The organism is Novosphingobium sp. (genome assembly GCF_965229225.1).
Classification (GTDB): domain Bacteria; phylum Pseudomonadota; class Alphaproteobacteria; order Sphingomonadales; family Sphingomonadaceae; genus Novosphingobium.
Genome location: NZ_OZ245867.1, coordinates 590,980 through 616,596, shown reverse-complemented (window position 1 = coordinate 616,596; position 25,617 = coordinate 590,980). Strand labels below are relative to the sequence as shown.

27 protein-coding genes are annotated in these 25,617 nt (G+C 66.4%); 18 read left to right on the top strand and 9 right to left on the bottom strand.

Going from position 1 to position 25,617, the window contains the following annotated elements; translation table 11 throughout:
• The first annotated feature begins 134 nt into the window (after window positions 1-134).
• From ACO06X_RS02585 to ACO06X_RS02565, 5 genes are all read left to right on the top strand, one after another.
• Entirely contained in the window at window positions 135-617 is a 483-nt protein-coding gene (locus ACO06X_RS02585; RefSeq protein WP_298166974.1) for a MarR family winged helix-turn-helix transcriptional regulator, read from the top strand.
• An 85-nt stretch (window positions 618-702) separates the two neighbouring features.
• Complete coding sequence (locus tag ACO06X_RS02580) at window positions 703-1,107, top strand: c-type cytochrome (protein WP_421838447.1); 405 nt, start codon at window positions 703-705, stop codon at window positions 1,105-1,107.
• Window positions 1,108-1,322: 215 nt separating this feature from the next.
• Window positions 1,323-2,621, top strand: coding sequence for a sugar MFS transporter (locus ACO06X_RS02575; RefSeq protein ID WP_421838446.1), 1,299 nt, complete (start codon window positions 1,323-1,325; stop codon window positions 2,619-2,621).
• Window positions 2,622-2,685: 64 nt separating this feature from the next.
• Window positions 2,686-3,126, top strand: a complete 441-nt coding sequence (locus ACO06X_RS02570; protein ID WP_421838445.1) for an RrF2 family transcriptional regulator — start codon at window positions 2,686-2,688, stop codon at window positions 3,124-3,126.
• A gap of 63 nt (window positions 3,127-3,189) precedes the next feature.
• A complete protein-coding gene (locus tag ACO06X_RS02565) occupies window positions 3,190-4,008 on the top strand; it encodes an outer membrane protein assembly factor BamD (RefSeq protein WP_421838444.1) in 819 nt (272 codons plus the stop codon).
• 15 nt (window positions 4,009-4,023) lie between these two features.
• Here ACO06X_RS02565 and ACO06X_RS02560 read toward each other — a convergent pair whose 3' ends face one another.
• Together ACO06X_RS02560 and ACO06X_RS02555 are read right to left on the bottom strand one after the other, a co-directional pair.
• The gene (locus ACO06X_RS02560) at window positions 4,024-5,088 is read right to left on the bottom strand and encodes a glycosyltransferase family 4 protein (RefSeq protein ID WP_421838443.1); all 1,065 of its coding nucleotides are present in this window, start codon (window positions 5,086-5,088) and stop codon (window positions 4,024-4,026) included.
• Entirely contained in the window at window positions 5,085-5,993 is a 909-nt protein-coding gene (locus ACO06X_RS02555) for a UDP-2,3-diacylglucosamine diphosphatase (protein WP_421838442.1), read from the bottom strand. Before ACO06X_RS02555 ends, ACO06X_RS02560 begins: the two co-directional genes overlap by 4 nt.
• A 193-nt stretch (window positions 5,994-6,186) precedes the next feature.
• On the opposite strand from ACO06X_RS02555, the gene recN reads away from it, so the two are divergent.
• The 4 genes from recN to ACO06X_RS02535 are packed head-to-tail and all read left to right on the top strand — an operon-like array spanning window position 6,187 to window position 11,126.
• Window positions 6,187-7,875, top strand: a complete 1,689-nt coding sequence (gene recN, locus ACO06X_RS02550) for a DNA repair protein RecN (RefSeq protein ID WP_421838441.1) — start codon at window positions 6,187-6,189, stop codon at window positions 7,873-7,875.
• A gap of 11 nt (window positions 7,876-7,886) precedes the next feature.
• Entirely contained in the window at window positions 7,887-8,573 is a 687-nt protein-coding gene (locus ACO06X_RS02545) for a GNAT family N-acetyltransferase (RefSeq protein WP_421838440.1), read from the top strand.
• Complete coding sequence (gene ligA / locus ACO06X_RS02540; RefSeq protein ID WP_421838439.1) at window positions 8,570-10,624, top strand: NAD-dependent DNA ligase LigA; 2,055 nt, start codon at window positions 8,570-8,572, stop codon at window positions 10,622-10,624. Before ACO06X_RS02545 ends, ligA begins: the two co-directional genes overlap by 4 nt.
• Before the next feature lie 7 nt (window positions 10,625-10,631).
• Window positions 10,632-11,126: a CinA family protein gene (locus tag ACO06X_RS02535; RefSeq protein ID WP_421838438.1), complete on the top strand. Its 495-nt coding sequence runs from the start codon at window positions 10,632-10,634 to the stop codon at window positions 11,124-11,126.
• On the opposite strand, the gene ACO06X_RS02530 is transcribed toward ACO06X_RS02535, so the two are convergent.
• From ACO06X_RS02530 to ACO06X_RS02520, 3 genes are read right to left on the bottom strand one after another with little or no spacing between them, the layout of a single operon-like run.
• Window positions 11,104-12,003: a 50S ribosomal protein L11 methyltransferase gene (locus tag ACO06X_RS02530; protein ID WP_421838437.1), complete on the bottom strand. Its 900-nt coding sequence runs from the start codon at window positions 12,001-12,003 to the stop codon at window positions 11,104-11,106. The genes ACO06X_RS02535 and ACO06X_RS02530 overlap by 23 nt on opposite strands.
• A complete protein-coding gene (bla, locus tag ACO06X_RS02525) occupies window positions 12,000-12,881 on the bottom strand; it encodes a subclass B3 metallo-beta-lactamase (RefSeq protein ID WP_421838436.1) in 882 nt (293 codons plus the stop codon). The genes ACO06X_RS02530 and bla overlap by 4 nt, the downstream gene beginning before the upstream one ends.
• A gap of 10 nt (window positions 12,882-12,891) precedes the next feature.
• Window positions 12,892-13,605 carry an SDR family NAD(P)-dependent oxidoreductase gene (locus tag ACO06X_RS02520; protein ID WP_421838435.1) on the bottom strand — a complete coding sequence of 238 codons (714 nt, stop codon included), beginning with the start codon at window positions 13,603-13,605 and terminating at the stop codon, window positions 12,892-12,894.
• 157 nt (window positions 13,606-13,762) lie between these two features.
• Here ACO06X_RS02520 and sdhC point away from each other — a divergent pair, with 157 nt between their 5' ends.
• The 5 genes from sdhC to ACO06X_RS02495 all read left to right on the top strand — a co-directional run bounded on the left by sdhC (window position 13,763) and on the right by ACO06X_RS02495 (window position 17,402).
• Window positions 13,763-14,188, top strand: a complete 426-nt coding sequence (gene sdhC, locus ACO06X_RS02515; protein ID WP_421838434.1) for a succinate dehydrogenase, cytochrome b556 subunit — start codon at window positions 13,763-13,765, stop codon at window positions 14,186-14,188.
• Between the two features lie 46 nt (window positions 14,189-14,234).
• Entirely contained in the window at window positions 14,235-14,618 is a 384-nt protein-coding gene (sdhD, locus tag ACO06X_RS02510) for a succinate dehydrogenase, hydrophobic membrane anchor protein (RefSeq protein ID WP_421838433.1), read from the top strand.
• 3 nt (window positions 14,619-14,621) lie between these two features.
• A complete protein-coding gene (gene sdhA, locus ACO06X_RS02505; protein ID WP_421838432.1) occupies window positions 14,622-16,448 on the top strand; it encodes a succinate dehydrogenase flavoprotein subunit in 1,827 nt (608 codons plus the stop codon).
• 2 nt (window positions 16,449-16,450) lie between these two features.
• Window positions 16,451-16,861 carry a cupin domain-containing protein gene (locus ACO06X_RS02500; protein WP_421838431.1) on the top strand — a complete coding sequence of 137 codons (411 nt, stop codon included), beginning with the start codon at window positions 16,451-16,453 and terminating at the stop codon, window positions 16,859-16,861.
• 121 nt (window positions 16,862-16,982) lie between these two features.
• Window positions 16,983-17,402, top strand: coding sequence for a hypothetical protein (locus tag ACO06X_RS02495; protein ID WP_421838430.1), 420 nt, complete (start codon window positions 16,983-16,985; stop codon window positions 17,400-17,402).
• Between the two features lie 3 nt (window positions 17,403-17,405).
• Here the strand turns inward: ACO06X_RS02495 and ACO06X_RS02490 are convergent, their stop codons facing one another.
• Together ACO06X_RS02490 and ACO06X_RS02485 are read right to left on the bottom strand one after the other, a co-directional pair.
• Window positions 17,406-18,014, bottom strand: coding sequence for a hypothetical protein (locus ACO06X_RS02490; RefSeq protein WP_421838429.1), 609 nt, complete (start codon window positions 18,012-18,014; stop codon window positions 17,406-17,408).
• A gap of 37 nt (window positions 18,015-18,051) precedes the next feature.
• Window positions 18,052-18,933 (bottom strand): neutral zinc metallopeptidase, encoded by an 882-nt coding sequence (locus tag ACO06X_RS02485; protein WP_421838428.1) that lies wholly within the window; start codon window positions 18,931-18,933, stop codon window positions 18,052-18,054.
• A 180-nt stretch (window positions 18,934-19,113) separates the two neighbouring features.
• On the opposite strand from ACO06X_RS02485, the gene ACO06X_RS02480 reads away from it, so the two are divergent.
• The 4 genes from ACO06X_RS02480 (at window position 19,114) to ACO06X_RS02465 (ending at window position 24,043) form a co-directional block, all read left to right on the top strand.
• On the top strand, window positions 19,114-20,730 hold the full coding sequence (locus ACO06X_RS02480) for a M28 family peptidase (protein WP_421838427.1): 1,617 nt from the start codon (window positions 19,114-19,116) through the stop codon (window positions 20,728-20,730).
• Window positions 20,731-20,810: 80 nt separating this feature from the next.
• The gene (gene guaB / locus ACO06X_RS02475; protein WP_421838426.1) at window positions 20,811-22,268 is read left to right on the top strand and encodes an IMP dehydrogenase; all 1,458 of its coding nucleotides are present in this window, start codon (window positions 20,811-20,813) and stop codon (window positions 22,266-22,268) included.
• A 21-nt stretch (window positions 22,269-22,289) separates the two neighbouring features.
• Complete coding sequence (locus ACO06X_RS02470) at window positions 22,290-23,471, top strand: RsmB/NOP family class I SAM-dependent RNA methyltransferase (RefSeq protein WP_421838425.1); 1,182 nt, start codon at window positions 22,290-22,292, stop codon at window positions 23,469-23,471.
• Between the two features lie 65 nt (window positions 23,472-23,536).
• Window positions 23,537-24,043: a tetratricopeptide repeat protein gene (locus tag ACO06X_RS02465; RefSeq protein WP_421838424.1), complete on the top strand. Its 507-nt coding sequence runs from the start codon at window positions 23,537-23,539 to the stop codon at window positions 24,041-24,043.
• Between the two features lie 8 nt (window positions 24,044-24,051).
• Here ACO06X_RS02465 and ACO06X_RS02460 read toward each other — a convergent pair whose 3' ends face one another.
• Window positions 24,052-24,537 (bottom strand): RNA pyrophosphohydrolase, encoded by a 486-nt coding sequence (locus ACO06X_RS02460; RefSeq protein WP_421838423.1) that lies wholly within the window; start codon window positions 24,535-24,537, stop codon window positions 24,052-24,054.
• The gene (locus ACO06X_RS02455) at window positions 24,537-25,490 is read right to left on the bottom strand and encodes an alpha/beta hydrolase (RefSeq protein WP_421838422.1); all 954 of its coding nucleotides are present in this window, start codon (window positions 25,488-25,490) and stop codon (window positions 24,537-24,539) included. The genes ACO06X_RS02460 and ACO06X_RS02455 overlap by 1 nt, the downstream gene beginning before the upstream one ends.
• Window positions 25,491-25,617 lie beyond the last annotated feature (127 nt).

Below are 25,617 nucleotides of genomic sequence, written 5' to 3'. Positions count from 1 at the left end.
CAATCGTTTCACGCTGCACTGCGACAAAGATTTGCGTCAGGCTGCGTCGCACCTTAAGGAAACGGCTGCAGACAGCCCCAGCGAGACAGAAAGGCCCGCTTTTGTCGATCGAGACAACGAGGTCCACCGAAACAGTGACGCGCCCAGCGCCTCTCAGCCGGCAGGCCGTCACGCCCGGTCTGGATCTTGACGGGCTGGATCAGGTGCTGGGCATCCATGTCGGCACGATCAACACGCTGCTGCTCTCGCGGCTCGAACGCCAGCTGGAATCGTTCAAAGTCACGCCGAAGCAGGTCGCGATCCTCTGGCTTGTCAACGCCAACCCGGGGGTCAAGCAATCTGATCTCTCACGCTTCTTCAAGATCGAGCGGCCCACCGTTCACCAGTTCGTGCGTCAGTTGACCATGAACGGGCATCTCGTGTCCGAACCCTCGAAGCTCGATCGCCGCGCCGGCGGACTGTGGATCACCGAGACCGGCACCGCAACGCTCACCGCCGCGCGCGAGATCATCTTTACGGACGAGGCCGAGCTGCTCAGCCCGCTCACGGCGGACGAACGTTCGGAGCTCTATCGGCTCATCATCAAGGTCTACCTTTCGGCACCGAACCGGACCTGAGCCTTTCACGCAGACAAACAGGACATTAAGCTCGGATACAGGCCGCTTGTCCTAAACGGATGATGGTCATACAGGGGAGTTTCTCATGACGATTTCGAAGACGGGTCTTGGTTTCATCGCGCTCGGCGCAGCGACGCTTGCCGCTCTCACTGCGGCCAGTGCAGCACAGGCGGCGGGTCCGGCGGGCGATGCGGCGCGCGGCAAGACGGTCTTCGCCCGCTGTGCGGCCTGCCACGATCTCAACACCGGCGCGATCCGCATGGGGCCCAGCCTCAAGGGCGTTGTCGGTCGCAAGGCGGGCACGTTCGCCAACTTCAGCTACTCGGCGGGCATGAAGGGCAAGGGCGTTACCTGGGGTCCGGACACGCTCGATGCGTTCCTTACCGCTCCGATGAAGTATGTCCCCGGCACGCGCATGGCTTTCCCGGGCCTCAGCAACCCGCAGGACCGCGCCGATGTCATCGCCTACCTCAAGGTGGCAGCGAAGTAAGACATCGCTGATAACGTTCACTTTTCAGCCCCGCTTCGACTGTGTCGGAGCGGGGCTTGTCGTATGAAGCTGCGGAAATCGCGCGATCTTCCTGCGATTTTGTCCACGACGGCGATACGTATGCGCCGCAAGAGCAGGTGGACTTTCCCGCGCGCCTTGGCACAAACGATGCGGCAGGGCCGGCGGATAATCGGCCGCAAGGAGAGTTAGACCCCATGGCCATGGCCCCGACAGCCGCCGCTGATTCCGCTTCCGCAACCGATGCCGGCAATATCGATGCGCCCGAACTGCGCATCTTCGTCATGGCGCTGTTCTTCCTCTTCGGCGGCATCACCTCGCTCAACGATGTGATCATTCCGAAACTCAAGGACCTTTTCACGCTCAACTACACCCAGGCCATGCTGGTGCAGTTCTGCTTCTTCACTGCCTATGCCGTGATCGGCGTGCCGGGTGCCTGGCTGGTCAAGCGCATCGGCTACATGCGCGGCGCGGCGGTGGGCCTGCTCACCATGATGGCGGGCTGCCTCCTGTTCATCCCGGCCTCGCAAAGCGCGCTCTACGTACTGTTCCTCTTCGCGCTGTTCATCCTGGCAAGCGGTGTGGTGCTGGTTCAGGTCGTCTCGAACCCGCTGATCTCGCTGCTCGGCCCCGCGCGCACCGCCAGCAGCCGGCTTACGTTTGCGCAGGCGTTCAACTCGCTCGGCACCGTGCTCTTTCCGCTGATCGGCGCCAGCGTGATCCTTGGCAAGATCAAGGACGTGAAGGTCGATCAGCTGGTCGGCCCTGCGCTCGATGCCTACCGCGTCACCGAGAGCCGCCTTGTGGTCAACACCTACATCGGCCTCGCCGTCAGCCTCGCGCTGGTCGCCGCAGTCGTCTGGGCCAACCGCAACCGCCTGAAGGGTGAACGCCACGAGGATAGCTCGCTGGCCGCCAGCCTGGCGCTGTTGTCGCGTCCGCGCTTCGGCTTCGGCGCGCTTTGCATCTTTCTCTATGTCGGCGCCGAGGTTTCGATCGGCTCGCTCATCGTGAACTACCTTGCGCTCCCCTCCGTCATGGGCATCGATCACGAGGCGGCGGGCGGCGAGATCTGGAAGTACTGGTTCGGCGCGATGGTCGGCCGCTTCATCGGCTCGGCGCTGCTGCGCGTGGTCAGCCCTGCAAAGACGCTGGCCGGCTGCGCTGCGGGCGCCATCGCCTTGCTGGCGGTTTCGACCCACACATCGGGCCTCATCGCGGCCTACAGCCTGCTCGCCATCGGCTTGATGAACTCAATCATGTTCCCGACGATCTTCACGCTGGCCTGTGAAGGTCTGGGCAAGCGCGCGGCGGATGGCTCGGGCATCATCAACGTCGCGATCTTTGGCGGCGCGGTTGTCCCACTCGCGACCGGCGCGCTGGCCGATGCGACCGGCAGCCTTACCACGGCGCTCGTGCTCCCAGCGCTGTGCTACGGCGTGATTGTCGCTTTCGGCGTCTTCGCGGTCCGTCCGGTTACGCCTGTTGTAGGATAACGGCGGATGGGGGTATTTCTACTCCCGGAGTTGACTTTCGCTCGCCTCGGCTCAAATTGGGGCCATGCTATCGCAGAAGACGCGTTACACGATCCGCGCCCTCCAGCACTTGTCCGATACGTTCGGGCAGGGGCCGGTGCGGCTTGACGCGATTGCCGAAGCGCAGAACATCCCGCGCAAGTTCCTCACCGTCATCCTGTCAGAGATGGCGCGCGAGGGCATCGTGATCTCGCATCGCGGCCGGGAAGGGGGCTACGAACTCGCGCTGCCGCCGGTTGATGTTCGCTATGGCGATATCATCCGGCTCACGCGCGGCAGCCTCGCGCTCACGCCTTGCGCCAGCCGCAACGCGCACGAATCCTGCAACAATTGCCTGCCCGAAGCCGATTGCCGCCTGCGCGGCCTGATGCTGCAGCTGCGCGATGAGATGGCCGCGATGCTCGACAGGATCACGCTCGCCGATCCGATAACGCTCGTACCGCCGTTCGAGGAACAGGCCGCGTAAGCGAAGCGGCAAAAGCGGCGAACTTCACTTGGCGTTCAGTCGCCTGCTGGCTATAGCACCGCCATGATCGCCTCAGTCTCAGACGTCAGCCATGGTCGCAGCCCGCTGCGCCTCCTCGCACTCGCCGCCGCCACCGCCTTGCTCGGGCTCACCGCCGGCTGTGCGGGCACCAAGGCGAAGAAGGATGTCGCCTACGTCGCGCGCGACGTCGATACGCTCTATGCTGCGGCGAAGGATCGGCTCGATCGCGGCGATGCCAAGCAGGCCGCGGCGCTGTTCGACGAAGTGGAGCGCCAGCATCCCTATTCGCCCTGGGCCCGCCGCGCCCAGTTGATGAGCGCGTTCAGTTACTACGCCGCGCGCGACTATGCGAAGTCGGTGCAGTCCGCGCAGCGCTTCCTTTCAATCCATCCCGGCAACAAGGACGCGCCTTACGCCTACTACCTCGTCGCCCTGTGCTATTACGAGCAGATCAGCGACGTTACGCGCGACCAGAAGATCACCCAGCAGGCGCTGACCGCGCTGACCGAAGTCTCGCGCCGCTATCCCAACACGACCTACGCCATCGATGCGCGGCTCAAGCTCGATCTCGTCAACGATCACCTTGCCGGCAAGGAAATGGAGATCGGCCGCTTTTATCAGCGCAGCGGCAAGTGGCTCGCGGGCACCTTGCGCTTCCGCACCGTGGTCGAGAAGTACCAGCAGACGAGCCACACGCCCGAGGCGCTCTATCGCCTCGTCGAAAGCTACCTCGTGCTGGGCCTTCCAGAACAGGCGCAGAAGGCGGCGGCTGTACTCGGCAGCAACTATCCGGGCAACGAATGGTACGAGCGCGCCTACAAGCTCATGAACGAGAAGGCGCCCGGTACCACCGCCAGTTGATTGCAGGGCGGCTGATCACGCCGCTCTGCTGATGGTGCGGGTCCGCACGGCGCTGCCGAGCGCGCCGAGGAACTGGTCGGTTGCGTGGTCCCAACTGTAGCTGCCGCCGTGCGCCGCTGCCGCTTCGCGGCTGCAGGCCAGCGCGGCTGTGATGGCTTTGGCGAGATCCTCCTCCAGCGCGCCGACCGGCTGCGGGAGATTGCCGTCCGGTCCGAGGCCGTTCACGCCGACCACGTCGATCGGACCCGGCACCGGATAGGCAGCCACCGGCAGCCCGCAGGCCATGGCTTCGATCATGACGAGGCCGAAGGTATCGGTCCGGCTCGGGAAAACGAACACGTCGGCCGAACAATAGGCCTGTGCCAGCGGCGTGCCCGAAAGCGCGCCGAGGAAGCGCACCTGCGGATAGCGTGCCCGCAATTGCGCAAGATCGGGGCCATGGCCGACCACCACCTTGGTGCCCGGAACATCGGCATCGAGGAATGCAACGAGGTTCTTTTCGACCGCGACCCGGCCGACGTTGAGCATGATGGGGCGCGGCAAATCGGCCAGCACATCCAGCGGCGCATGGCCGGGGTGAAACAGGTTCGCATCGATCCCGCGCGACCACGGCGTCGCCTGCGAAAGGCCATGGCCGGCAAGTTCGGCCGCAAGCGTCGGCGTCGACACCAGCACGGCATGGCTCGCCGCATGGAAACGCCGCATGATCGGCCAGAACCGGTCAGCGCTGAGCCCCGTGCGGACGGCGGCATAATCGGGAAAGCGCGTGTGGAAGGCGCTGGTGAAGGGCACGCCATTCGCCTTGCACCAGCCCCGCGCCGCCCAGCCGATCGGGCCTTCGGTGGCGATGTGGACGATATCGGGATCGAAATCACGCAGCATCCGCCGGGTGCGGAAGCGCGGCAGCATTGCAAGGCGTATCTCGCGGTAGCCGGGCAGGCCGAAGGTAAAGAACTGGTTCGGCGTGACCAGCATGACCTCGTGCCCGCGCGCATTCACCCGCTCGATGGTGGTGGCCAGCGTGCGGACAACCCCGTTGACCTGCGGGTGCCACGCATCGGTGCACAGGGCGATTTTCATGCGTCTTCCTTGATGCGCGAGGGTTCGGCCGCGTCCTGGGTGCTCTTGGCGAAGGCTTCTTCAAAGCAGATGGCCGCCCAATCGACGATCGTGATCGCACCGGCGTGATCCTCGACCAGCGCGGTGCAGCTTTCGACCCAGTCGCCGTCGTTATAGTATGTCACGTCGCCGATCTGGCGTATCTCGGCGCAATGGATGTGCCCGCAGATGACGCCATCGACGTCCATGTCGCGCGCGGCGTGGGCCACGGCTTCCTCGAACGCGCAGACGAACTGCACCGCGTTCTTCACTCGCTTCTTGAGGTAGGCGGAGAGCGACCAGTAGGGCAGCTTGAACTGGCGGCGCACCGCGTTGAACCAGCGGTTGGCACGCAGCAGCACGGAATAGGCCTGATCCCCGAGGAAGGCGAGCCAGCGGGCATAGAGCACCACGCCATCGAACTTGTCGCCATGCGTCACCAGCAGGCGGCGCCCGTCCGCCGTCAGGTGGACTGCTTCCAGCGCGATTTCCACCCCGCCAAAGCTCATGCCCGCGTAAGGCCGCAACATCTCGTCATGGTTGCCCGCGATCAGCACCACACGGGTGCCGCGATGCGCCATCTTGAGCACGCGGCGCACCACTTCGTTGTGCGCGTCCGGCCAGTACCACCCCCGCGAGAGTCGCCAGCCGTCGACGATGTCGCCCACCAGATAAAGCGTCTCGCATTCGATCGAGGCGAGGAAATCGAGCAGCATCTCGGCGTTGCAGCCGCGCGTGCCGAGGTGAATGTCGGAAACCCACACCGTGCGCACCTTGCGCTTGGGGCGGAATCCCCGCGGCTCTGGCAGATCGAGCCAGGCGGGAATGGACCTGACAAGTTCGGTGGCAGCGGGGGAAAATCCCCAGGCCTGTGCGCGGCGCGTCATCGGCGAGATCCCTATCAGTTTGCTAACTGAGCCGGATCCCTGTCACGATCGCATGTCGTCCACGTTGCACCCTGTCATGCCACTGTCTTACAACGCCCCAATGCCCGGGTTTATCCACAGCTTTGCCAACATGGTGCGTTCTCCTCGCGAGCAGGGTGACGCGGGGCGGCGGACTGGGTAAGGATCGGCGGCGATGCTTACGGGTCTGTCCATTCGCAATGTTGTCCTGATCGAAGCGCTCGACCTTGCGTTCGGGCGCGGGCTTGGCGTGCTCACCGGCGAGACGGGTGCGGGCAAGTCGATCCTGCTGGATTCGCTGGGTCTCGTGCTCGGTGATCGTGCCGATGGCGGGCTGATCCGCGCCGGGACGGATGAGGCGAGCGTGACCGCGACATTCGAGTTCGCACGGTTGCCCGATGCGCTGGCCTCGGCGCTGGCCGAAGCCGAGATCGCGGTGGAGCCGGGCGAACCACTGATCATCCGACGCCGTTTGCGCGCGGAAGGCGGGGCGAGCGGTGCAGGGGCGGTCGGCAGCCGCGCCTTCGTCAACGATCAGGCAGTCAGCGTTGCGCTGCTGCGGGAGCTCGCGCGTAGTCTGGTCGAGCTCCACGGCCAGCACGATGATCGCGGCCTCGTCAACGCGCGGGGGCACCGTGCGCTGCTGGATCGCTATGCGCGGGCCGACGTCAGCGAAGTCGGCGCGGCCTGGGAAAAGTGGCGCGCGGCGGAAAATGCGCTGGCCGCAGCGCAGGCCCGCCTTGCTGCGGCATCGGCGGAGCAGGACCTGCTGGTCGCCCATCTCGCGGAGCTCGCGCAGCTTGCGCCCGAAGTTGGCGAGGAAGCCGAACTCGCGCAGCAACGTGCGTCGATGCAGAAGGGCGAGCGGCTTTCGGGCGATCTCGCCGAGCTGCAGCACCTGTGGACCGGCTCCGATTCGGCGCTCGCAACCCTGCGCAGCGCCTCGCGCCGGCTTGACCGGATCGCGCATGAACACCCCTTGCTGACCGAGGCGATGGAAGCGCTCGACCGCGCGGTGATCGAGGCGAGCGAGGCCGAGGACAAGCTGGAGAAAGCCGCCGAAGCCCTCTCGCACGATCCGCTGCTGCTCGACCGGATCGAAACGCGGCTGTTCGATCTGCGCGCCGCAGGCCGCAAGCATGGTTGCAGCGTTGACGAGCTTCCCGCCCGCATGGCCGAAATGCGCGCCGCGCTCGATCAGATCGAGGGTGGTGAGGCCTCGATTGCCGGCCTCGCCCGCGCCGCGCAGGATGCAGGCCTCGATTACCGCGCCAAGGCGGAAAGCCTCTCGGTCTCCCGGGCCGAGGCGGCGCGGCGGCTAGATGCGGCGGTGGCGGCCGAACTGGCCCCGCTCAAGCTCGATGCCGCGCGCTTCCGCACCGCGGTCGTGCGCCTGCCGGAGGATCGCTGGGGCCCGCATGGTGTCGATGCCGCCGAGTTCCTGATCTCGACCAACCCCGGCGCGGACTTCGCGCCGCTCGCCAAGATCGCCTCTGGCGGCGAGCTTTCGCGCTTCATTCTCGCGCTCAAGGTCGCGCTGGCCGAAGAGGGCGGCGCGGCGACGGTGATCTTCGACGAGATCGACCGCGGCGTCGGCGGCGCGGTTGCCAGCGCGATCGGCGAGCGCCTTGCGCGGCTTGCGGCGGGCGGGCAGTTGCTGGCAGTCACGCACAGCCCGCAAGTGGCCGCGCGCGGCACGGCGCATTACCTGATTGCAAAGTCTTCCGAAGGCACTGTCACGCGCACTTCCGTCGTCCAGCTCGATGCGGGCGGGCGGCAGGAGGAAATCGCCCGCATGCTCTCCGGCGCGGAGATCACGCCCGAAGCGCGCGCGCAGGCCGAACGCCTGCTCGAACAGGCCTGAGCCGCCTCCCCATGGACGCGCATTCGCTTGACCGCCCGATCTGGTCGCTGCTCAATGGCCCGCAGGCCGCGCTTGCCGTGGTGCGCGGCACGGTCTGCCGGATCGACCCGACCTATGGCCCTTTCGCTGCCGCCGCGCCGGGGCACGAAGCGGAACTCGCGGGGCTCCTGACGAGCAGTGATGACGAAATCTGGCTGCTGGAAGGCGCGGAGCAAGTCGCCCCGCCCGGAACTCGCGTGCTGCGCACCGCGCCGTTGCTGCAGATGATAGCCGATGGTCCGCTCGAGACCTTCGTCGTTGATCCTGAACTGCTGCTGCTCGGCGAAGCGGATGCGCCCGAGATGAGTGCGCTTGCGCTGGAAACGCAGCCCGGCCCCTGGCGCTCGCACACCCACCGCTATGGCCCCTACTACGGTCTGCGCGAGGATGGCCGCCTGATCGCGATGGCTGGCGAACGCATGCGCCCCGCGCCCGGCCTGGCCGAACTGAGCGGCGTCTGCACCGCGCCGGACCGGCAGGGCAGGGGCCTCGCCGGCCGGATGATCCGCCGCGTGCTGGCAGGCTTTGCCGAGCGCGGAGATACGCCGTTCCTGCACAGCTATGCCTACAACACCCACGCGATCCGGCTTTACGAATCGCTCGGCTTCCGCGCACGGATTTCGCTGGTGGTGACAGTGCTGGGGAGGGCCGAGCCATGACCATGTCCGAAGCTGATGCCGCCAACGAACTGATGCGCCTTGCGCGCCAGATCGCGCATCATGACCGGCTCTATCATGCGCAGGACGCGCCCGAGATCAGCGACGCCGAATACGATGCGCTCGTGCGCCGCAATGCCGAGCTTGAGGCGGCATTCCCGCACCTGATCCGCGAAGACAGCCCCAGCCGCAAGGTTGGGCATGAAGTGGTCGCCTCGCCGCTTGGCAAGGTGACCCACGAAGTTCGCATGATGAGCCTCGACAACGCCTTTTCGGATGAGGAAGTCGAGGAATTCGTTGCCCGCGTGCGGCGTTTCCTCGCGCTTTCGCCCGATGCAGATGTGGTGATGACCGCCGAGGACAAGATCGACGGCCTCTCCTGCTCGCTGCGCTATGAAAACGGCAGGTTGGTACGCGCCGCCACGCGCGGCGACGGGCAGGTTGGCGAGGATGTGACGGCCAACGTCGCGCATATCCGCGATATTCCGCAGGTGCTGGCGGGCGATGCCCCCGCCGTGTTCGAGATCCGCGGCGAGGTCTATATGGCCAAGGCCGATTTTGCGGCGCTGAACTCGGCGCAAGAGGAGAAGGGCGAGAAGCTCTTCGCCAATCCGCGCAATGCCGCTGCGGGGTCGTTGCGCCAGAAGGATGCGAACGTCACGGCGAGCCGGCCCTTGTGCTTCCTCGCCCATGGCTGGGGCGCGGCGAGCGCGGTGCCGGGTGAGACGCAGTACGAGGTGATGCAGCAGATCGCGGCCTGGGGCGTGCCGGTTTCGCCACTGCTGGTGCGCTGCGGTTCGGTCGCGGCGATGGTCGAACACTTCCGCACCATCGGCACGCGGCGGCCGGGGCTGCCCTATGATATCGACGGCGTGGTCTACAAGGTGGACCGGCTGGATTGGCAGGAGCGGCTCGGCTTCGTCGCCAAGGCACCGCGCTGGGGCCTTGCGCGCAAGTTTCCCGCCGAGCGCGCCGAGACGGTGATCGAGGCGATCGACATTCAGGTGGGGCGCACGGGCAAGCTGACTCCGGTCGGCCGCTTGCGTCCGGTGCTGGTGGGCGGGGTTACCGTCACCAATGTCACGCTGCACAACCGCGACGAGATCGGGCGATTGGGCCTGCGCGTCGGCGACCGCATCGTGCTCCAGCGCGCGGGTGACGTGATCCCGCAAGTTGTCGATAACCTGACGCGCGAAGAGCCGCGCGAGGCCTATCAGTTCCCCGATCACTGCCCGGAATGCCAGTCCGAAGCCGTGGCCGAGGAAGGCGAAGTCGATGTGCGCTGCACTGGCGGCCTGATCTGCCCGGCCCAGCGGGTCGAGCGGCTCAGGCACTTCGTGAGCCGCGCCGCGCTCGATATCGAGGGACTGGGCGAGAAGACAGTCATCGAGTTCTTCGGGCTCGGTTGGCTGGAGAGCCCCGCCGACATTTTCCGTCTTCGCCGCCGCCGTGACGAGATCGTCGGGCGCGAGGGGTGGAAGGACAAGTCTGTGGACAACCTGCTCGCTGCCATCGAGGCCAAGCGCACGCCAGATGCGGCGCGGCTGCTGTTCGGGCTCGGCATCCGCCATGTCGGCGCGGTGACGGCACGCGATCTGATGAAGCGCTTCACCACGCTCCCCGCGCTGCGCGATGTGGCGATGCGGGCGAAGGCAGAGGATGCCGAAGCGGTGGCGGAACTTCTCGGAATCGAAGGCGTCGGCCCCGTGGTGGTCGAGGCACTTGGCGATTTCTTCCACGAGCCGCACAATGTGGCGGTGTGGGACGACCTGCTCTGCGAAGTCTCACCGCCCGATTATATCGTCGAGACCAAGGCCAGCGCGGTTGCGGGAAAGACAGTGGTGTTCACCGGCAAGCTGGAAACGATGAGCCGCGACGAGGCCAAGGCGCAGGCCGAGGCACTCGGCGCGCGGGCAGCGGGCTCGGTTTCGGCCAAGACCGATCTGGTCGTGGCAGGACCGGGTGCCGGCTCGAAACTCAAGCAGGCCGCGGCGCTCGGCATCGAAGTGATCGACGAGGCGGCCTGGGCCGAGATCGTCAAGGCAGCGGGATAAACCAGACATGACCTTCGAAGACCTCACGCCCATCGGCACTGAAGCCGGCAAGCTCCTCAAGGCGCGTGGCCAGTCGATCGCTGTCGTCGATGGCGCAACGGGCGGGCTCATTTCCGCCGCGCTGCTCGCGATGCCGGGTGCTTCGGCCTATTATCGCGGCGGCGGGGTGATCTACACGCTCAAGGGCCGCCGCCTCGTGCTGGGGCACGAGCCGGGCTCCCTGCGCGGGCTGACCTCGGCGACCGAGGCCTATGCGCTGGCGCAGGCGCGGCTCATCCGGGCGCGGTACGAAAGCGATTGGGGTGTGGCGGAAACCGGCGCGGCAGGGCCGGGCGTCCACCCGCTGGGCGTGGCATCGGGCACCAGTGCCGCTGCGGTAGTGGGGCCGGACTACGAGGCGGCGATGATTGTCGAGACCGGGCACGACGACCGGCTCGCCAACATGATCGCCTTCACCAGCAATGCCCTGGCGCTGCTGCTCAGCGCGCTGTCCGCCGCCTGAGCCACAGGATCGACCAGTTGCCGCGTTGCATGCGCGCACGCAGCGAAAAGCCCGCGCGGGTATAGGCGGCGCGCACGGTCGGTTCCTGCGTTGTGAGCAGCCCCGCCAGCAGCACGCTGCCACCGGGCGCAACGACCTTGCGGAAATCGGGTGCCAGTTCGGCAAGCGGCCCGGCGAGGATATTGGCGATCAGCAGATCGTAGGGCGCAGCGGCGCGCAGCAGGGGATGCTCCATGCCCGGCGCGATCACCATCGCAAGTTTTCCGGGGCCATCGCCCAGCGCAATCCCGTTGAGCGCGGCATTCTCCGCCACGACCGGCCCGCAGACCGCATCGATATCGCTCGCCGTCGCCCGCGCGCGCGGCCACAGATGCAGCGCGGCAAAGGCCAGCAGGCCGGTGCCGGTGCCGATATCGGCAAGGTTGCGGACCATCAGGCCCTGCGCCTTGATATGCGCCAGCATGGCGAGGCAGCCCGAGGTCGTCTCATGGTGGCCGGTGCCGAACGCCTGACTGGCCGGAATGACGAAGTCCCGCAGGCCCGGAACCGGCGGATGGTCCGGGGTGCGGACGTGGAATGGCCCCTCGTGGATCGGCTCCACATTCTGCTGGCTGAGCGTGACCCAGTCGGCGTCGGCCAGTTCCTCGATGATCAGTTCGGGCGTTTCATCGGCAAACAGCGCGCCAATGGCGGCCTTGTCCGCGAAGGTCGGCTTGTGTTCAAGCCACGCTTCAAGCTGCCAGGCATCGGGCTCGTCCGGAGCGATCTGCCCGCCGCCCAGCACGATGGCGTAGTCCCAGTCCTCGGCGTCCTCATGCGCGACGAGGGCTGCGCGCACGATTTCGGCTGCGGCGCGGACGGTGATTTTCCAGCTCACTTGGTTGTTTCCTTGGCGAGCTGGGCATCGAGCCCCTTGCGGCCCATCGCCGCATAACTGCGGCAAGCATCGGGAGAAGCAAGCGGTTCATCGCCCAGCATCCGCTCGAACAAATGGCTGACCGAGGGGTGAGGCGTGACGAGAATGCCGCAGCGCCGCGCCGCTATGGCTGCAAACGTGCGGCGAAAACGGGCGACAACTTCGGGGTGGTCGCTGAAGCGATAGGGCGGGGCGGCCAGCGCGGAAATGCTGTCGATATAGCTAACGGTTTGGCACTGTTTCCCGGCGCAACTTTGCCAGGTCCAGCTGCTGGAGCCGGCCGTGTGGCCGGGCGTTGCCGTCATGGTCAGGCGCAGTGGGCCAACCGCTACCACCGCGCCCGGCGCGACAATGCGATCAGCCTTCACGGGCGCGAAATCGTGTTCCTTGAGCCAGCCGGCCTGCGAATCCGCCGGATCGACTTTGCCTTTGGCCAGCACGGCCGCCGCCGCTGCGCTGAGCGCGACCTTCGCGCCGGTTGCCTGCTTCAGCGCAGCAAGCCCGCCAACATGGTCGAAGTGTTCATGGCTGGTCACGATCCAGCGCACATCATCGGGCTTGAAGCCCAGTGCGCGGATATTGGCGAGGATCGCGGGCGCGGCCTGCTCGGTCACCGCATCGACGAGGACATGGCCTTGCGGCGAGGTGATCAGCAGCGCGCTGACGGTGCAGGTGCCCACGTAGTATGTGTTGGCGTAAAGCCGGGCGGTCGGTGCGGGGGCGGAAAAATCTTCCTTGCCTTCGCACTGCTGCACGAGAGCCTTCGTCGCGGCGCGGTCCGGCCCTGCCTTGGCGGGCTTGGCGAGCGCAAGGCCCGGGGCCAGCGCGAGCACCGCCATGGTGAGCGCCCTAGCGAACAAAGCTGGCTCCATTGGCATCGATCACCGCGCCGGTCATGCTCGGCGGCGCATCGAGCGCGCAGAACACGCCGATGGCGGCGATTTCCTCCGGCGTGGCGACGCGGCCCAGCGGAATATCGGCGAGGAGGCCGGCGCCGCCCCTGCTGGCGAGATAGTCCCCCGCCATATCCGTATTGGTGAAGCCGGGGGTGACCGCAAAGCTCAGGATCCCTTGCGCGGCATAGCCCCGCGCGATGGTCTTGTGCATGGCGATCATCCCGCCTTTCGCCGCCGCATAGTGCCAGTGCGCGGGCGAATCTCCGCGATAGGCGGCGCGGCTGGCGATATGGACGATGCGCCCCGCCACACCGCGCGCCTGCCAGTGGCGCACTGCGAGGCGGGAAAGCTGCGCGGCGGACGTCAGGTTGATCCGCAGCGTCTCTTCCCAGCCATCAAGCCAGGCGATATCGGACGCATCGATGGGGTTGGCCGCGAAAAGCCCGGCATTGTTGACCAGCACGTCGATCGCGCCGCCAGCCATGTCGAGCGCTTGTTCCCACAGCATTTCCGCTGCTGCCGGTGCGCCGAGATCGGCACCGACGACGCCGGGGGCGCTGCTGCGACCATGGCGGATGATAGCGGCACCGCGGGCGGCAAGTGCTTCGGCCAGTGCGGCGCCGATGCCCCGCGTCGAGCCGGTCACGAGAATGGCAGGTGTTTCCATGCGGAGCGCTCTACCAGTGAATGGGGCCGCTGCAACAGGGGCAGCGCGATTGCCCTACCGCGATAGTTGCACGCACTGGCATTTGGGCTAATACGAATCGGCATCGCGCTGTGCTCCAAGGGCATGGCAGGTTTGGCTAATCATTTTAGGGGGTTCTATGGCGCAGGCGCCCGGCAAAAGGCCACTTTCGCCGCATCTCGAAATCTGGCGCTGGGGTCCGGCCATGTTGGTCTCGATCCTGCACCGCATCACGGGCAACGGTCTTGCCTTCGTTGGCCTCGCGCTGTTGCTCTGGTGGATCGGCGCGTTGGCGGGCGGTCCGGCGAGTTATCAGACGTTCCTCGACTGGGTGTGGCTCGCACCCGCCGGCGGCATCCAGACCGTGACGGCCATTCTCGGCAAGGTCGTTCTGGTCGGCCTGACCTGGGCCTTTTTCCAGCACATGGCGACGGGTATCCGCCACTTCGTGCTCGATATCGGCGCAGGTTACGAACTCGAAGCGAATGCGCGCTGGTCCTCGCTCACGATCCTGTTCTCGGTGGCGGCAACCAGCGTGTTCTGGGCTGTCGTGCTGCTGCACTGATCCTTCTTTCCGATCCTGCGATCCATACCCTTCTCAAGGACATTTCATGGGTAACGGTACTTCCATCGGCCGCGTACGCGGCCTCGGCTCCAGCCACCACGGCACGCACCACTTCCTGTCGTCGCGGCTGACGGCGGTTGGCAATCTCGTGCTGATCCCGTTCCTGATGATCAGCCTCGCGCTGATGCCCAGCCACGATTACGCCACGGTCCATGCCTGGGCGGCCAAGCCCCTGCCGGCGACCGCCCTGATCCTGATCATGATCAACACCTTCCAGCACGCGCGTCTTGGCGTGCAGGTCATGCTCGAAGACTACATCCACGAAGAGGGCGGCAAGATCGCGGCCTGGCTTCTCGTCAACATCGTGCCGTTCGCGGGCGCTGCCTTCGGTATCGTCTCGGTCGTGCGCATCGCTCTCGGGGGCGCTTGAGCCATGGCTTCCAATTCTGCCTACAAGATCATCGACCATACCTATGACACCGTCGTCGTCGGCGCGGGCGGTTCGGGCCTGCGCGCCACGATGGGTTCGGCTCAGGCCGGCCTGCGCACCGCCTGCATCACCAAGGTCTTTCCGACGCGTTCGCACACCGTTGCGGCGCAGGGCGGCATCGCCGCCAGCCTCGGCAACAACAGCCCGGACCACTGGACCTGGCACATGTACGATACGGTCAAGGGTTCCGATTGGCTCGGCGACCAGGACGCGATCGAATACATGGTGCGCGAAGCCCCTGCTGCGGTTTACGAGCTCGAGCACGCAGGCGTGCCGTTCAGCCGCAATGCGGAAGGCACGATCTACCAGCGCCCGTTCGGCGGCCACATGCAGAACATGGGCGAAGGCCCGCCGGTGCAGCGCACTTGCGCTGCGGCGGACCGCACCGGCCATGCCATGCTCCACGCGCTCTATCAGCAGAGCCTGAAGTACGACGCGGACTTCTTCATCGAATACTTCGCGATCGATCTGATCATGGAGCCCGGTGCGAACGGCGTGCCCGAATGCCGCGGCGTGATCGCCATGTGCATGGATGATGGCTCGATCCACCGCTTCCGCAGCCATGCCGTGGTGCTGGCGACGGGCGGCTATGGCCGCAGCTATTTCACCGCGACATCGGCCCACACCTGCACCGGCGATGGCGGCGGCATGGTGCTGCGGGCGGGGCTCCCGCTGCAGGACATGGAATTCGTCCAGTTCCACCCCACCGGCATCTATGGCGCGGGCGTGCTCATCACCGAAGGCGCGCGCGGCGAGGGCGGGTATCTCACCAACTCCGAAGGCGAGCGCTTCATGGAGCGCTATGCACCTTCCGCGAAGGACCTCGCCAGCCGCGATGTCGTGTCGCGCTCGATGGCGCTCGAAATCCGCGAAGGGCGGGGCGTTGGCCCTCACAAGGACCACATCTACCTGCACCTCGATCACATCGACGCGGGCGTTCTGGCCGAGCGGCTTCCGGGTATCACCGAAAGCGGCAAGATCTTTGCGGGCGTCGACCTGACGCGCCAGCCGCTGCCGGTCGTGCCGACGGTACACTACAACATGGGCGGCATCCCCTGTAACTACCACGGCGAAGTTGTGACCATCGGCGCAGACGGCAATCCGGAAACGGTAATCCCCGGCCTGTTTGCGGTGGGTGAGGCGGCCTGCGTTTCGGTCCACGGCGCAAACCGCCTTGGCTCCAACTCGCTGATCGATCTGGTCGTGTTCGGCCGCGCCACGGGTCTGCGGCTCAAGGAGATCATCAAGCCAGGTTCGTCGCACAAGGCCCTGCCCAAGGACAGCGCCGACCTTGCGCTTACCCGGCTCGATACCTTCCGCCACGCCAATGGCGGCTCGCCCACTGCGCAAGTGCGGATCGAGATGCAGCGCACGATGTCCGCTCATGCGGCGGTGTTCCGCACCGACGAACTGATGGACGAAGGCAAGGTCAAACTCGCCGCCACCTATGAGCGGATGCAGGACATCAAGGTTTCGGACCGTTCGCTGATCTGGAACTCGGACCTCATCGAAACGCTGGAGCTCGACAACCTGATCTCGCAGGCGGCCGTGACGATGCATTCGGCCTCGAACCGCAAGGAAAGCCGCGGTGCCCATGCGCACGAGGATTACCCCGAGCGCAACGATGCCGAGTGGATGAAGCACACCGCCAGCTGGTTCGATGGCTGGGGCGGCAAGGGCGGCACGGTGAAGCTCGATTACCGCCCGGTCCATGAATACACGCTCACCGACGACGTTGCGTACATCAAGCCGAAGAAGCGCGTATACTGATCATGCCCGCCCTGTTTGCGATGGGGCGTGGGACATGGTTTCTGATGGCCGGGCTTGCCCTCGTGGCAGGTCCGGCCATTGCCGTTGCGGCCCCAGAGTCGCGCGCCTTGCCCGATCCGCTTGAGGCGGGCTGGAAGGGCCAGCATGTCTGCGTCGTGCTCAAGGAAAACGAACGCCTGCGCACCCTGCGCTGCACGTTCCCGCCGGGCTGGGGGCATGAACGGCACCATCATGCGCCGCATTGGGGCTATATCCTCCAGGGCTCGACCATGCGCATCACCACCGCGAGCGGCACCGTGGTGCGCGAGCTGAAGGCCGGAGACAGCTGGTGGAGCGACGGGATCGATTGGCACGAGGGCCTCAATATCGGCAAGACCACCGGGGTCTATCTGATCGTCGAGCCCAAGCCCTGACGGGAGATCGCCCGACGTTCGTCCGGTTCCTGTCTGCCGTTTGACGAAGCGCGGCAGACGCGGGCGGCAGGGCTGGGCAGACCGAGGGCATCAGACAACGAACCCCGAGAGGATCTGCCCGATGCATCTTCGCAAATGGACCCTGATCGCAGCAGGCACCGCGCTGCTCGCGCTCGGCGGCGTGGCCGCGGCGCAGTCGTCGATGAACAGCGGCATGAGCCCGCCGTCACCGCCCGCGCCCCCGTCACCGCCTGCACCCCCTGCGCCGCCTGCTCCTCCCGAAGTTCCGACTCCGCCCGAAGCGCCTTATGTGGATCGCGCCGAAATCGACCGCGAAGTCGCCGAAGGCATGGCCGAAGCACGCGCCAGCATGGCAGAGGCCCGCGCCAGCATTGCCGAGGCGAGGAAGGAGATTGCCGAAGCGCGCAGGGAAGTCATGCGCGAGAAGGACATGCCCGCAGGCGCCCGCGCGCAGGCGCTCGCCGCGCTCGACAAGGCCGAACGCGACGTGGCAAACGCTCTTTCCAGCGCGCGCGACTGATCTTCAGCGGCGGCGGCGGGCTTTCGTGCGCTTGGCGGGCTTGGCCTTTGGCTCGGGCGCAGGCGCTGCGGTCCCCGTCGCTTCTGCCGCCTGGAGCGCAGCGAGCTGCGCTGCGGTTGCCGCGCGCGCCGGATAACGGCAGCCGCGCGCCTGGCCATAGCCCTTCAGGAAGGCCCGGCGGCTCGCCCCGGCATAGAGCGCCACCTGCCACAACCGCTCGCGCGAGGCGGCGCCCGTCACTTCGCGCAAGACCCCGCCGAACGGGATGAAGCTGCTGATCACCGATTTCGCCACCTGACCCACGGCATTGCCGCGCTTTTCGCCGCGCGTCTTGTCGGTGACGACATCGATATCGGGTCCGAGCACGGCGTCGAGCCGTCCGACTTCGGCTGCGATCGCGCGGCAGGTGCGCATGCCGGAAACGCCGTAGGTGTCCTCGCGCGCCGCGATCAGGATCGGCGGAATCTCTTCCTTCCTGAGGTTGAGGTTGTCGAGCGGCGACGCTGCGACATCCCCGGCCGTCACGTTCGACGGTGCGACCACCGTTTGCGCGGAGGCCGTATTGGCCGCCGCTCCGAACAGGAGGGCGATGGCTAAATGGCTGTATTTCATGATTGGTCCCCGCTTTGCCATCACAATGGCTGAGGCCCTATTGTGTTCCCTGCGCTGACCCTGTGCTGAACGTATCGCAGGCATCCTCGTTGCCGGTTTCCAGCCCCTTGCGCAGCCACGCCATGCGCTGGGCGCTGCTGCCGTGGGTAAAGGCCGATTCTACCGGAGAGCGCCCGGCCGAGGCCATCAGCGTATCATCACCGATCTGGTGCGCAGCGCGCAGGCCTTCCTCGATATCGCCGGGCTCGATCTTGTCCTTGTTGCGCGCGGCCCACACGCCCGCATAGCAATCGGCCTGCAGTTCGAGCTTTACCGACAAGCGGTTGGCCATCGGCGGATTACGCCGCTGCGCCTCGGTCACCTGCGCCGAGGTGCCGACAAGGTTCTGCACGTGGTGGCCGTATTCGTGCGCCATGACATAGGCCCGCGCGAAATCGCCGCCTGCGCCAAGCTGCTTGTCCATCTCGGTGTAGAAATCGGTGTCGATGTAGATGCCCTCGTCCGCCGGGCAATAGAACGGACCCATCGCGCTCTGCGCTTCTCCGCAGCCCGATTGCCCCTCGCGCGAATAGAACACCAGCTTGGGCGCCTTGAAGTCGATTCCTGCCTTGGCGAACAATGGGCTCCACGTCTTGTTGAGTGAGGCGAGGGCATTGCAACTCTCGCGGCTGAAGGCGTTGACCGTGCAGCTTTCGGCAAGGCTTCCGGGCTTGCCGGGCAAGGGTTGCGGGGGCGCGGACCCTTGCATGTTCTGCAAGGTGCCCAGCGTCTGCAGCGGATTGATCCCGAAAACCAGCGCGCCCACCAGCGCGATGATCAGACTGCCGCAGCCTATCTTGCCGCCCGGTCCGCCAAATCCGCCGCCACCGCCGCGCTGGTCCTCGACCTCGATCGAATTGTCGAAATCATCGAGCCGCATTGTCTGGTCTCCTGTTCCCTGCAACGGATTGCCCACAACCCGGCCCGGCCTGCAAGAGGGTAGCGCCAGATTGCCCTCGCGGCAGAGGGAACTTGCGCAGGTCCGCCGCTTTTGCCAGCAAGGTGACCACGTTAGGCCGTTCGGGGATAGCGATGAGTCGTTGTGGGTGAACCGCTTGCCATGATCACCTCTACCCCCACCGATGTCCGGCTTCGGCAGCGCAGGCGTTTGGCGGGAATTTGCCTCGCGGCGCTCTCGATCCTGCCTCTCATGGCCAGCGCTGCGGCACCCACCAAGCGCCAGCTCCAGCAGATCGAGGCGCAGCTGCGCCAGCATGTCACCACTCTGTCCAGTGACGAATATGGCGGCCGCGAACCGGGTACGCCCGGTGAGACGCTGACGCTGCGCTACCTTGCCCGACAGTGGTTCGATATCGGGCTGGAATCGGGCACGAACGATCCCGGCAATGCCTGGTTTGCTCCGGTCGAGCTGGTCGAACGCGTGCCGCAGGGTTCGCGCGCGCAGTTCATGCGGGGCAAGCGGCGGATTGCGATTGCCGAGGGCGGATATTTCGTTGTGACCTCGGGCCTGCGAAGCCTGATCGAGAACGCCCCGCTCGTCTATGTCGGCAAAACCACCGGCGGGGATGGCGCCCGGACCGAGCTGGCGGGGCGCGTGGCGGTGATCCTTGATAGCGAAGCCCCGCCGCCCGAACCTGCAAAGCCCGGCCCCGGCGGCGCGGCGGCGCGTCCGGTGGACCGCGCGGGCAAGCTGCTGGAGAGCGGCGCGGCGGCGGTGCTCACCGTGCTCGATGGCGAACGCACGCTTGAAGACGTGATGGCCCTCCGCCGCCGGGCCGGTTATGCGCTGTCCGGCGAACGCCTTGGCGGCGATATCGAGGTGTTTCTTTCGGCCGATACTGCGAGCCAGGTCCTCGCTGCATCCGGAGCGCCCGATCTTGCCGCGCTCCATGCCGCCGGTGCCGCGCCGGGCTTCAGCGCCAGGCCGCTTGGCATCACCGGATCGTTCGAGGCCACCAGCCGCGAAACGCGAATCAAGACGCACAATCTGATCGGCAAGCTGGAGGGCCGCCGCCCGGGCTCAGGCGCGATCGTATTGATGGCGCACTGGGACCACTTCGGCAAATGCGCGGCGCCGCCGGCCGAAAAGCTGATCTGTCCCGGTGCGGTGGACAATGCCTCCGGCCTCGCGGTCATCACCGAAGTCGCGCGCCAGCTTTCCGCCGGCAAGCCGCTGGACCGCGACGTCTACCTTGTCGCAACCACTGGCGAAGAGCTTGGCCTGCTTGGCGCGCAGGCCTTTGCCGAGAATCCGCCGCTGCCGCTTGGCAACGTCGTCGCGGCTTTCAACGTCGACAGCACCGGGCTGGTTCCGGCCGGGCTGCCGGTCAGCGTTGTGGGGCATGGCATGAGCCCCCTCGATCCGGGCATCGCCAAAGTGCTCAAGACGATGAAGCGCAAGCTTGCGTCAGGTGACGCGGCCAATGCGTTTGCCCGGCGGCAGGACAGCTGGGCGCTGATGCAGCACGATGTCCCCTCGGTCATGGTCAGCACCAGCTATTCGGACCCGGTGCGGCTCGAGGCCTTCATGGACAATATCTACCATCGCCCCGCAGATGATGCCTCGCGCGTCATCTATGGCGGGATGGTCGACGATGTGCTGATCCAGACCGAACTGGTGCGCTTTTTCGCCGACCCAAAGGCGTGGCCAAGCATTGGGCCCAGCATCGGGCCAAGCATCGGGCCAGGCATCGGCACGGCCCCAAGTGCAAAGTAGGCCCCCGGGGCTAGCCTAAACCGCCCTGCTTGATTACATGGGCCGCCACGATTCTCCCCTAACGGCAAGTGGCGCACCCCATGGATATCCCTCTCGGCCTTACCTTCGACGACGTCCTCTTGCGCCCCGGCGCATCGGACCTGGTGCCGACGCAGGCCGATACCCGCACGCGCCTGACCAGCTCGATCACGCTCAACATCCCGGTAATTTCCGCTGCGATGGACACGGTGACCGAAGCCGACATGGCGATCGTCATGGCGCAGCTCGGCGGGATCGGCGTGCTTCACCGCAACCTTACGGTCGAGCAGCAGGCCGCCGCCGTCCGTGCGGTCAAGCGCTTCGAAAGCGGCATGGTGGTTAATCCCATCACCGTCACACCCGATGCCACGCTGGGTGATGCGCAGGCGATCATGCGCGCCAACAAGATCAGCGGCATTCCGGTGGTGGAGGCGAGCGGCGAGCTCGTCGGCATACTCACCAACCGCGATGTGCGCTTTGCCGACAATCCCCTGCAGCCGGTGCACGAACTGATGACGCGCGAGAACCTCGCCACGGTCAAGCTCGGCACCTCGGGCGATGAAGCGCGCCGCCTGCTGCATCAGCGCCGGATCGAGAAGCTGCTGGTGGTCGACGATGCCTTCCGCTGCATCGGCCTGATCACCGTCAAGGACATCGAGAAGGCGGTCACTTATCCGGACGCGACCAAGGATGCGAGCGGCCGCCTGCGCGTGGCGGCGGCCACCACGGTCGGTGAAAAGGGCCTTGAGCGCACCCGCGCGCTGGTCGAGGCCGAATGCGATGTGATCATCATCGATACCGCGCACGGCCATAACCGCGACGTTGCCCGCGCGGTCGAGGCCGTGAAGGCCATGTCGAACACCGTGCAGGTGATCGCCGGCAACGTTGCCACCGCTGAAGCGACGCGTGCGCTGATCGATGCGGGTGCGGACGGCGTGAAGATCGGCATCGGGCCGGGCTCGATCTGCACCACGCGCATTGTCGCCGGTGTCGGCGTGCCGCAACTCACCGCCGTGCTCGAATGCGCCGCCGAAGCGGCCAAATCGGGCGTACCGGTGATCGCCGACGGCGGCCTGCGCACTTCGGGTGATGCGGCCAAGGCGCTGGCAGCGGGCGCCAGCACGATCATGGTCGGCTCGATGCTGGCGGGGACCGAGGAAGCGCCCGGAGAGACGTTCCTCTATCAGGGCCGTGCCTACAAGTCGTACCGCGGCATGGGCTCGGTCGGTGCGATGGCGCGCGGCTCGGCGGACCGGTACTTCCAGCAGGACATCAAGGACTCGATGAAGCTGGTGCCCGAAGGCATCGAAGGCCAGGTGCCCTACAAGGGTCCGGCCAAGGATGTTGTCCACCAGCTCGTTGGCGGCATCAAGGCGGCGATGGGCTACACCGGCAGCCCGACGCTAGAGGATCTGCGCACCAATGCGCAGTTCGTGCGCATCACCAATGCGGGCCTGCGCGAGAGCCATGTCCACGATGTGGCGATCACGCGTGAGGCGCCGAACTATCCCTCGCGCTGACCTGCTGCTGAAGGCTCAGCCATGACCCCCGCAGCGCGGGTGCAATCGGCGATCGAAGTGCTCGATGCGGTGATCGCCTCGGTGCGGCGTGAAGGCGCCTCGGCCGAGCGTGTCGCCGCCGAATGGCTCAAGACGCGCCGCTTCATCGGCTCCAAGGACCGCCGCGCGATCCGCGATCTGGCGTGGAACGCGATCCGCTTGTGCGGCGAAGTGCCCGAGACCGGCCGCGCCGCCATGCTCGCGCTCGCCAAGGACGATCCGGTGCTCACCGCGCTGTTCGATGGCTCGCGCTATGGGCCCGCGCCCATCCTTTCCGGCGAGCCGGTGGCGGCAACCGGGCTGGCCCCGGCGTGGCTGGAGAAACGGCTCCTGGCCTCGGGCATCCCGCCTGAGCAAGGCGCTGCCCTGCTGGGCCGCGCGCCGCTCGATCTGCGCGCCAACCGGCTCAAGACCACGCGCGACAGGCTGATGGCAGCACTGCCGATCCCGGCGACCACGACACAGGCGCCCGACGCGCTGCGCCTGCCCGGCGGCACCCCGGTCGAAACCTGGCCCGCCTTCGCGGAAGGGCTGTTCGAGGTGCAGGACACCGGCAGCCAGCTGACCTGCAGCGCGCTTGAGGTTTGTCCGGGTGAGACCGTGGTCGATCTTTGTGCCGGAGCGGGGGGCAAGACCCTTGCACTCGCCGCCGCCATGCAGGGCGAGGGCCACCTCATCGCTTGCGATATCGACCGTACCCGTCTCTCCCGACTAGGGCCGCGCGCCCACCGGGCCGGTGCGCAGGTGGAGACGCGCCTCCTCGATCCCGGCCGGGAGGCGGCGGCGCTTGCTGAGTGGCAGGGCAGGGCCGATGCAGTGATGGTCGATGCACCCTGTTCAGGCACTGGCACCTGGCGGCGCGGCCCCGAAGCGCGGTGGCGGCTCACCCCGCAAAGCCTTGTCCGCTATGCCCGCGCGCAAGCCGAAGTGTTGCAGATTGGCGCCGAACTGGTGCGGCCCGGCGGTCGGCTGACCTATGTCGTCTGTTCGCTGCTCGATGCCGAAGGGCCGGATGTAGTCGGCGCGTTCCTCGGCCGTAATCCTGGCTGGCGTGCAGCCGACCAGAATGTGGGTGCGGGAAGCCCGCGTGGCGCGGGCCTTAGGCTTACCCCTTGGGACGATTCGACGGACGGGTTTTTCTTCGCAACACTCCACCGGCTATGATAGACAGCAGGATAATGGACGCCGGGGGACCACGCGCGCCGCATGGCCGGCTCTGGGAGTTGTTGATGCGCTACATGCCTTTGGGGGTTGCCTTGTCCCTTCTCGTGCTGGTTACGGGAAGCGCCGGAACGGCCGGTGTCTCGCTGCCGACAGACCCCCGCGCGAAGGCCCTCGTCGAAACCGGGCGTGACCTTCTCGGGCGCGGCGATATCGAAGCCGCCACCGATAGCTTCGAAGCCGCCCTCGCAGTCGATCCGGGCAATCCGACCACCTTCCTCGCCCTCGGTGACGCTGCACGCGCGGCCGGCATGCAGGGCAAGGCGATCCACTATTACCGCGAAGCACTGGAGCGCGATCCCAACAACCTCGCCGCGCTGTCAGGCGAAGGCGGGGCGATGGCGGAGAAGGGCGCGCTCGACAAAGCCAAGGGCAATCTCGCACGGCTCGAAGGCCTGTGCGGCCGGACTTGCCCCGAAGCGCAGAACCTCGCCAACATCATCGCCAAGGGGCCGATCACGCGGGTGGTCTCTGCCGATGCGGTGAAGCCCGATCCCGCGGTCGAGGACAACTGAGGCGCGGCTCAGATCAGCGCGCGAAATTCCTCGACGACCTGCCGGTAGACCCGCTTCTTGAACGGGATGATGAGGTCGGGCAGCTGCTCGGGCTCGACCCAGCGCCAGGCGAGGAATTCCGGGTGCTTGTGCGCATCGAGCCGGATCTGCTCGTCCATGCCGTTGAAACGCACCAGCAGCCAGTATTGGCGCTGACCCCGGTAGCGCCCGCCCCATAGCTTGCCGATCAGGTGCTCCGGCAAGTCGTAGAGATACTCTTCGCGGCTCTCGGCAAGGATCGTGACGAGGTCGGCGGTGACGCCGGTCTCTTCCTCCAGTTCGCGCAAGGCTGCGGGATGGAGTTCCTCACCCTCGTCGATTCCGCCTTGCGGCATCTGCCAGGCGTCCCCTTCCTTGCTGTCGATACGCTGGCCGACGAAGACCCGGCCTTCGGCATTGACCAGCATCACCCCGACGCAGGGGCGGTAGGGGAGCCCGGCAGGATCCTTGCTCATCAGGCCCGGCCCAGCAGCAGGCGGACAGCGGCAAAGATGCGCTGCATGTCGCCATTGGCGCTGGGGTACGCCTTGCGCAGCTGAGCAAAGGCGTGGGTCGTGCCCTTCATCTCGAGGAACACGACTTCGGCGCCCGCGCGGATCAGCTCTGCACCATAGACGCGGCCGCTGTCGCGGATGGGATCGAGGCTGGCGGTGACGAGCACTGTTGGCGGAGTATCGGCATGGTTGCCATAGATCGGATAGGCGCGCGGGTTGCCGAGTTCCGCCTTATAGGCGTCCGAAAACCATGCCATCGTCTCGGCAGTCAGCACGAAGCCGTCCGCGAACTGCTGGAACGAGGCGTGGTCGGGCTTGTCGTCGCTCAGCGGATAGATCGGCACCTGCAGCACCACCGGCACCGCCGCCGGGCTTTCAGCGAGCGCCTGCGTGATGACGATGGTGAGGTTGCCGCCCGCCGAGTCGCCCATGGGGATGAGGCCGGTAATGGTGCGGCCGAGCGCTTGGGGGCTTGTCGCAACCCAGCGCGATGCGGCCTCGCAATCGTCCGGCGCGGCGGGGAACGGGTGCTCGGGCGCAAGGCGATAATGCACCGCGATCACCGGCAGATCGAGCTCCGCCGCGATTTCGGTGCAGAGCGAGTGGTGGCTATCGAGATCGCCGATCACGAAGCCGCCGCCGTGGAAGAACATCACCGCAGGGCCCGGCTCGCGCGTTTCGCGCGCATCGTAGAAGCGCAGCGGGATCTCGCCCGCAGGTCCGGGGCAGGAGAGGTCCTTGATCACCGCCAGCTCGCGCGGTTCGGCTTCTGCCAGCACGCCCATCTGCACATAGCTCGCCCGCGCGCCTTCGGGGCCCATCTGCGACATGGTGGGGCCGGGGACCGAGGCCATGAAATCGAGGAAGCCCTTCACATCGGGCCGGACATACGGGCTGCTGGCAGTGTCTGACATTGGATTCCTCTTCCTCGTGGCGGTCTTGTTCGCTTGAGTCGGCAAGGCTGCCAACTGACAAGACTGTTATTTGCGAGCTTGACGGGCGGGGGCAACCGGATTCATGAACGAGTGCAAGATTTGCGGT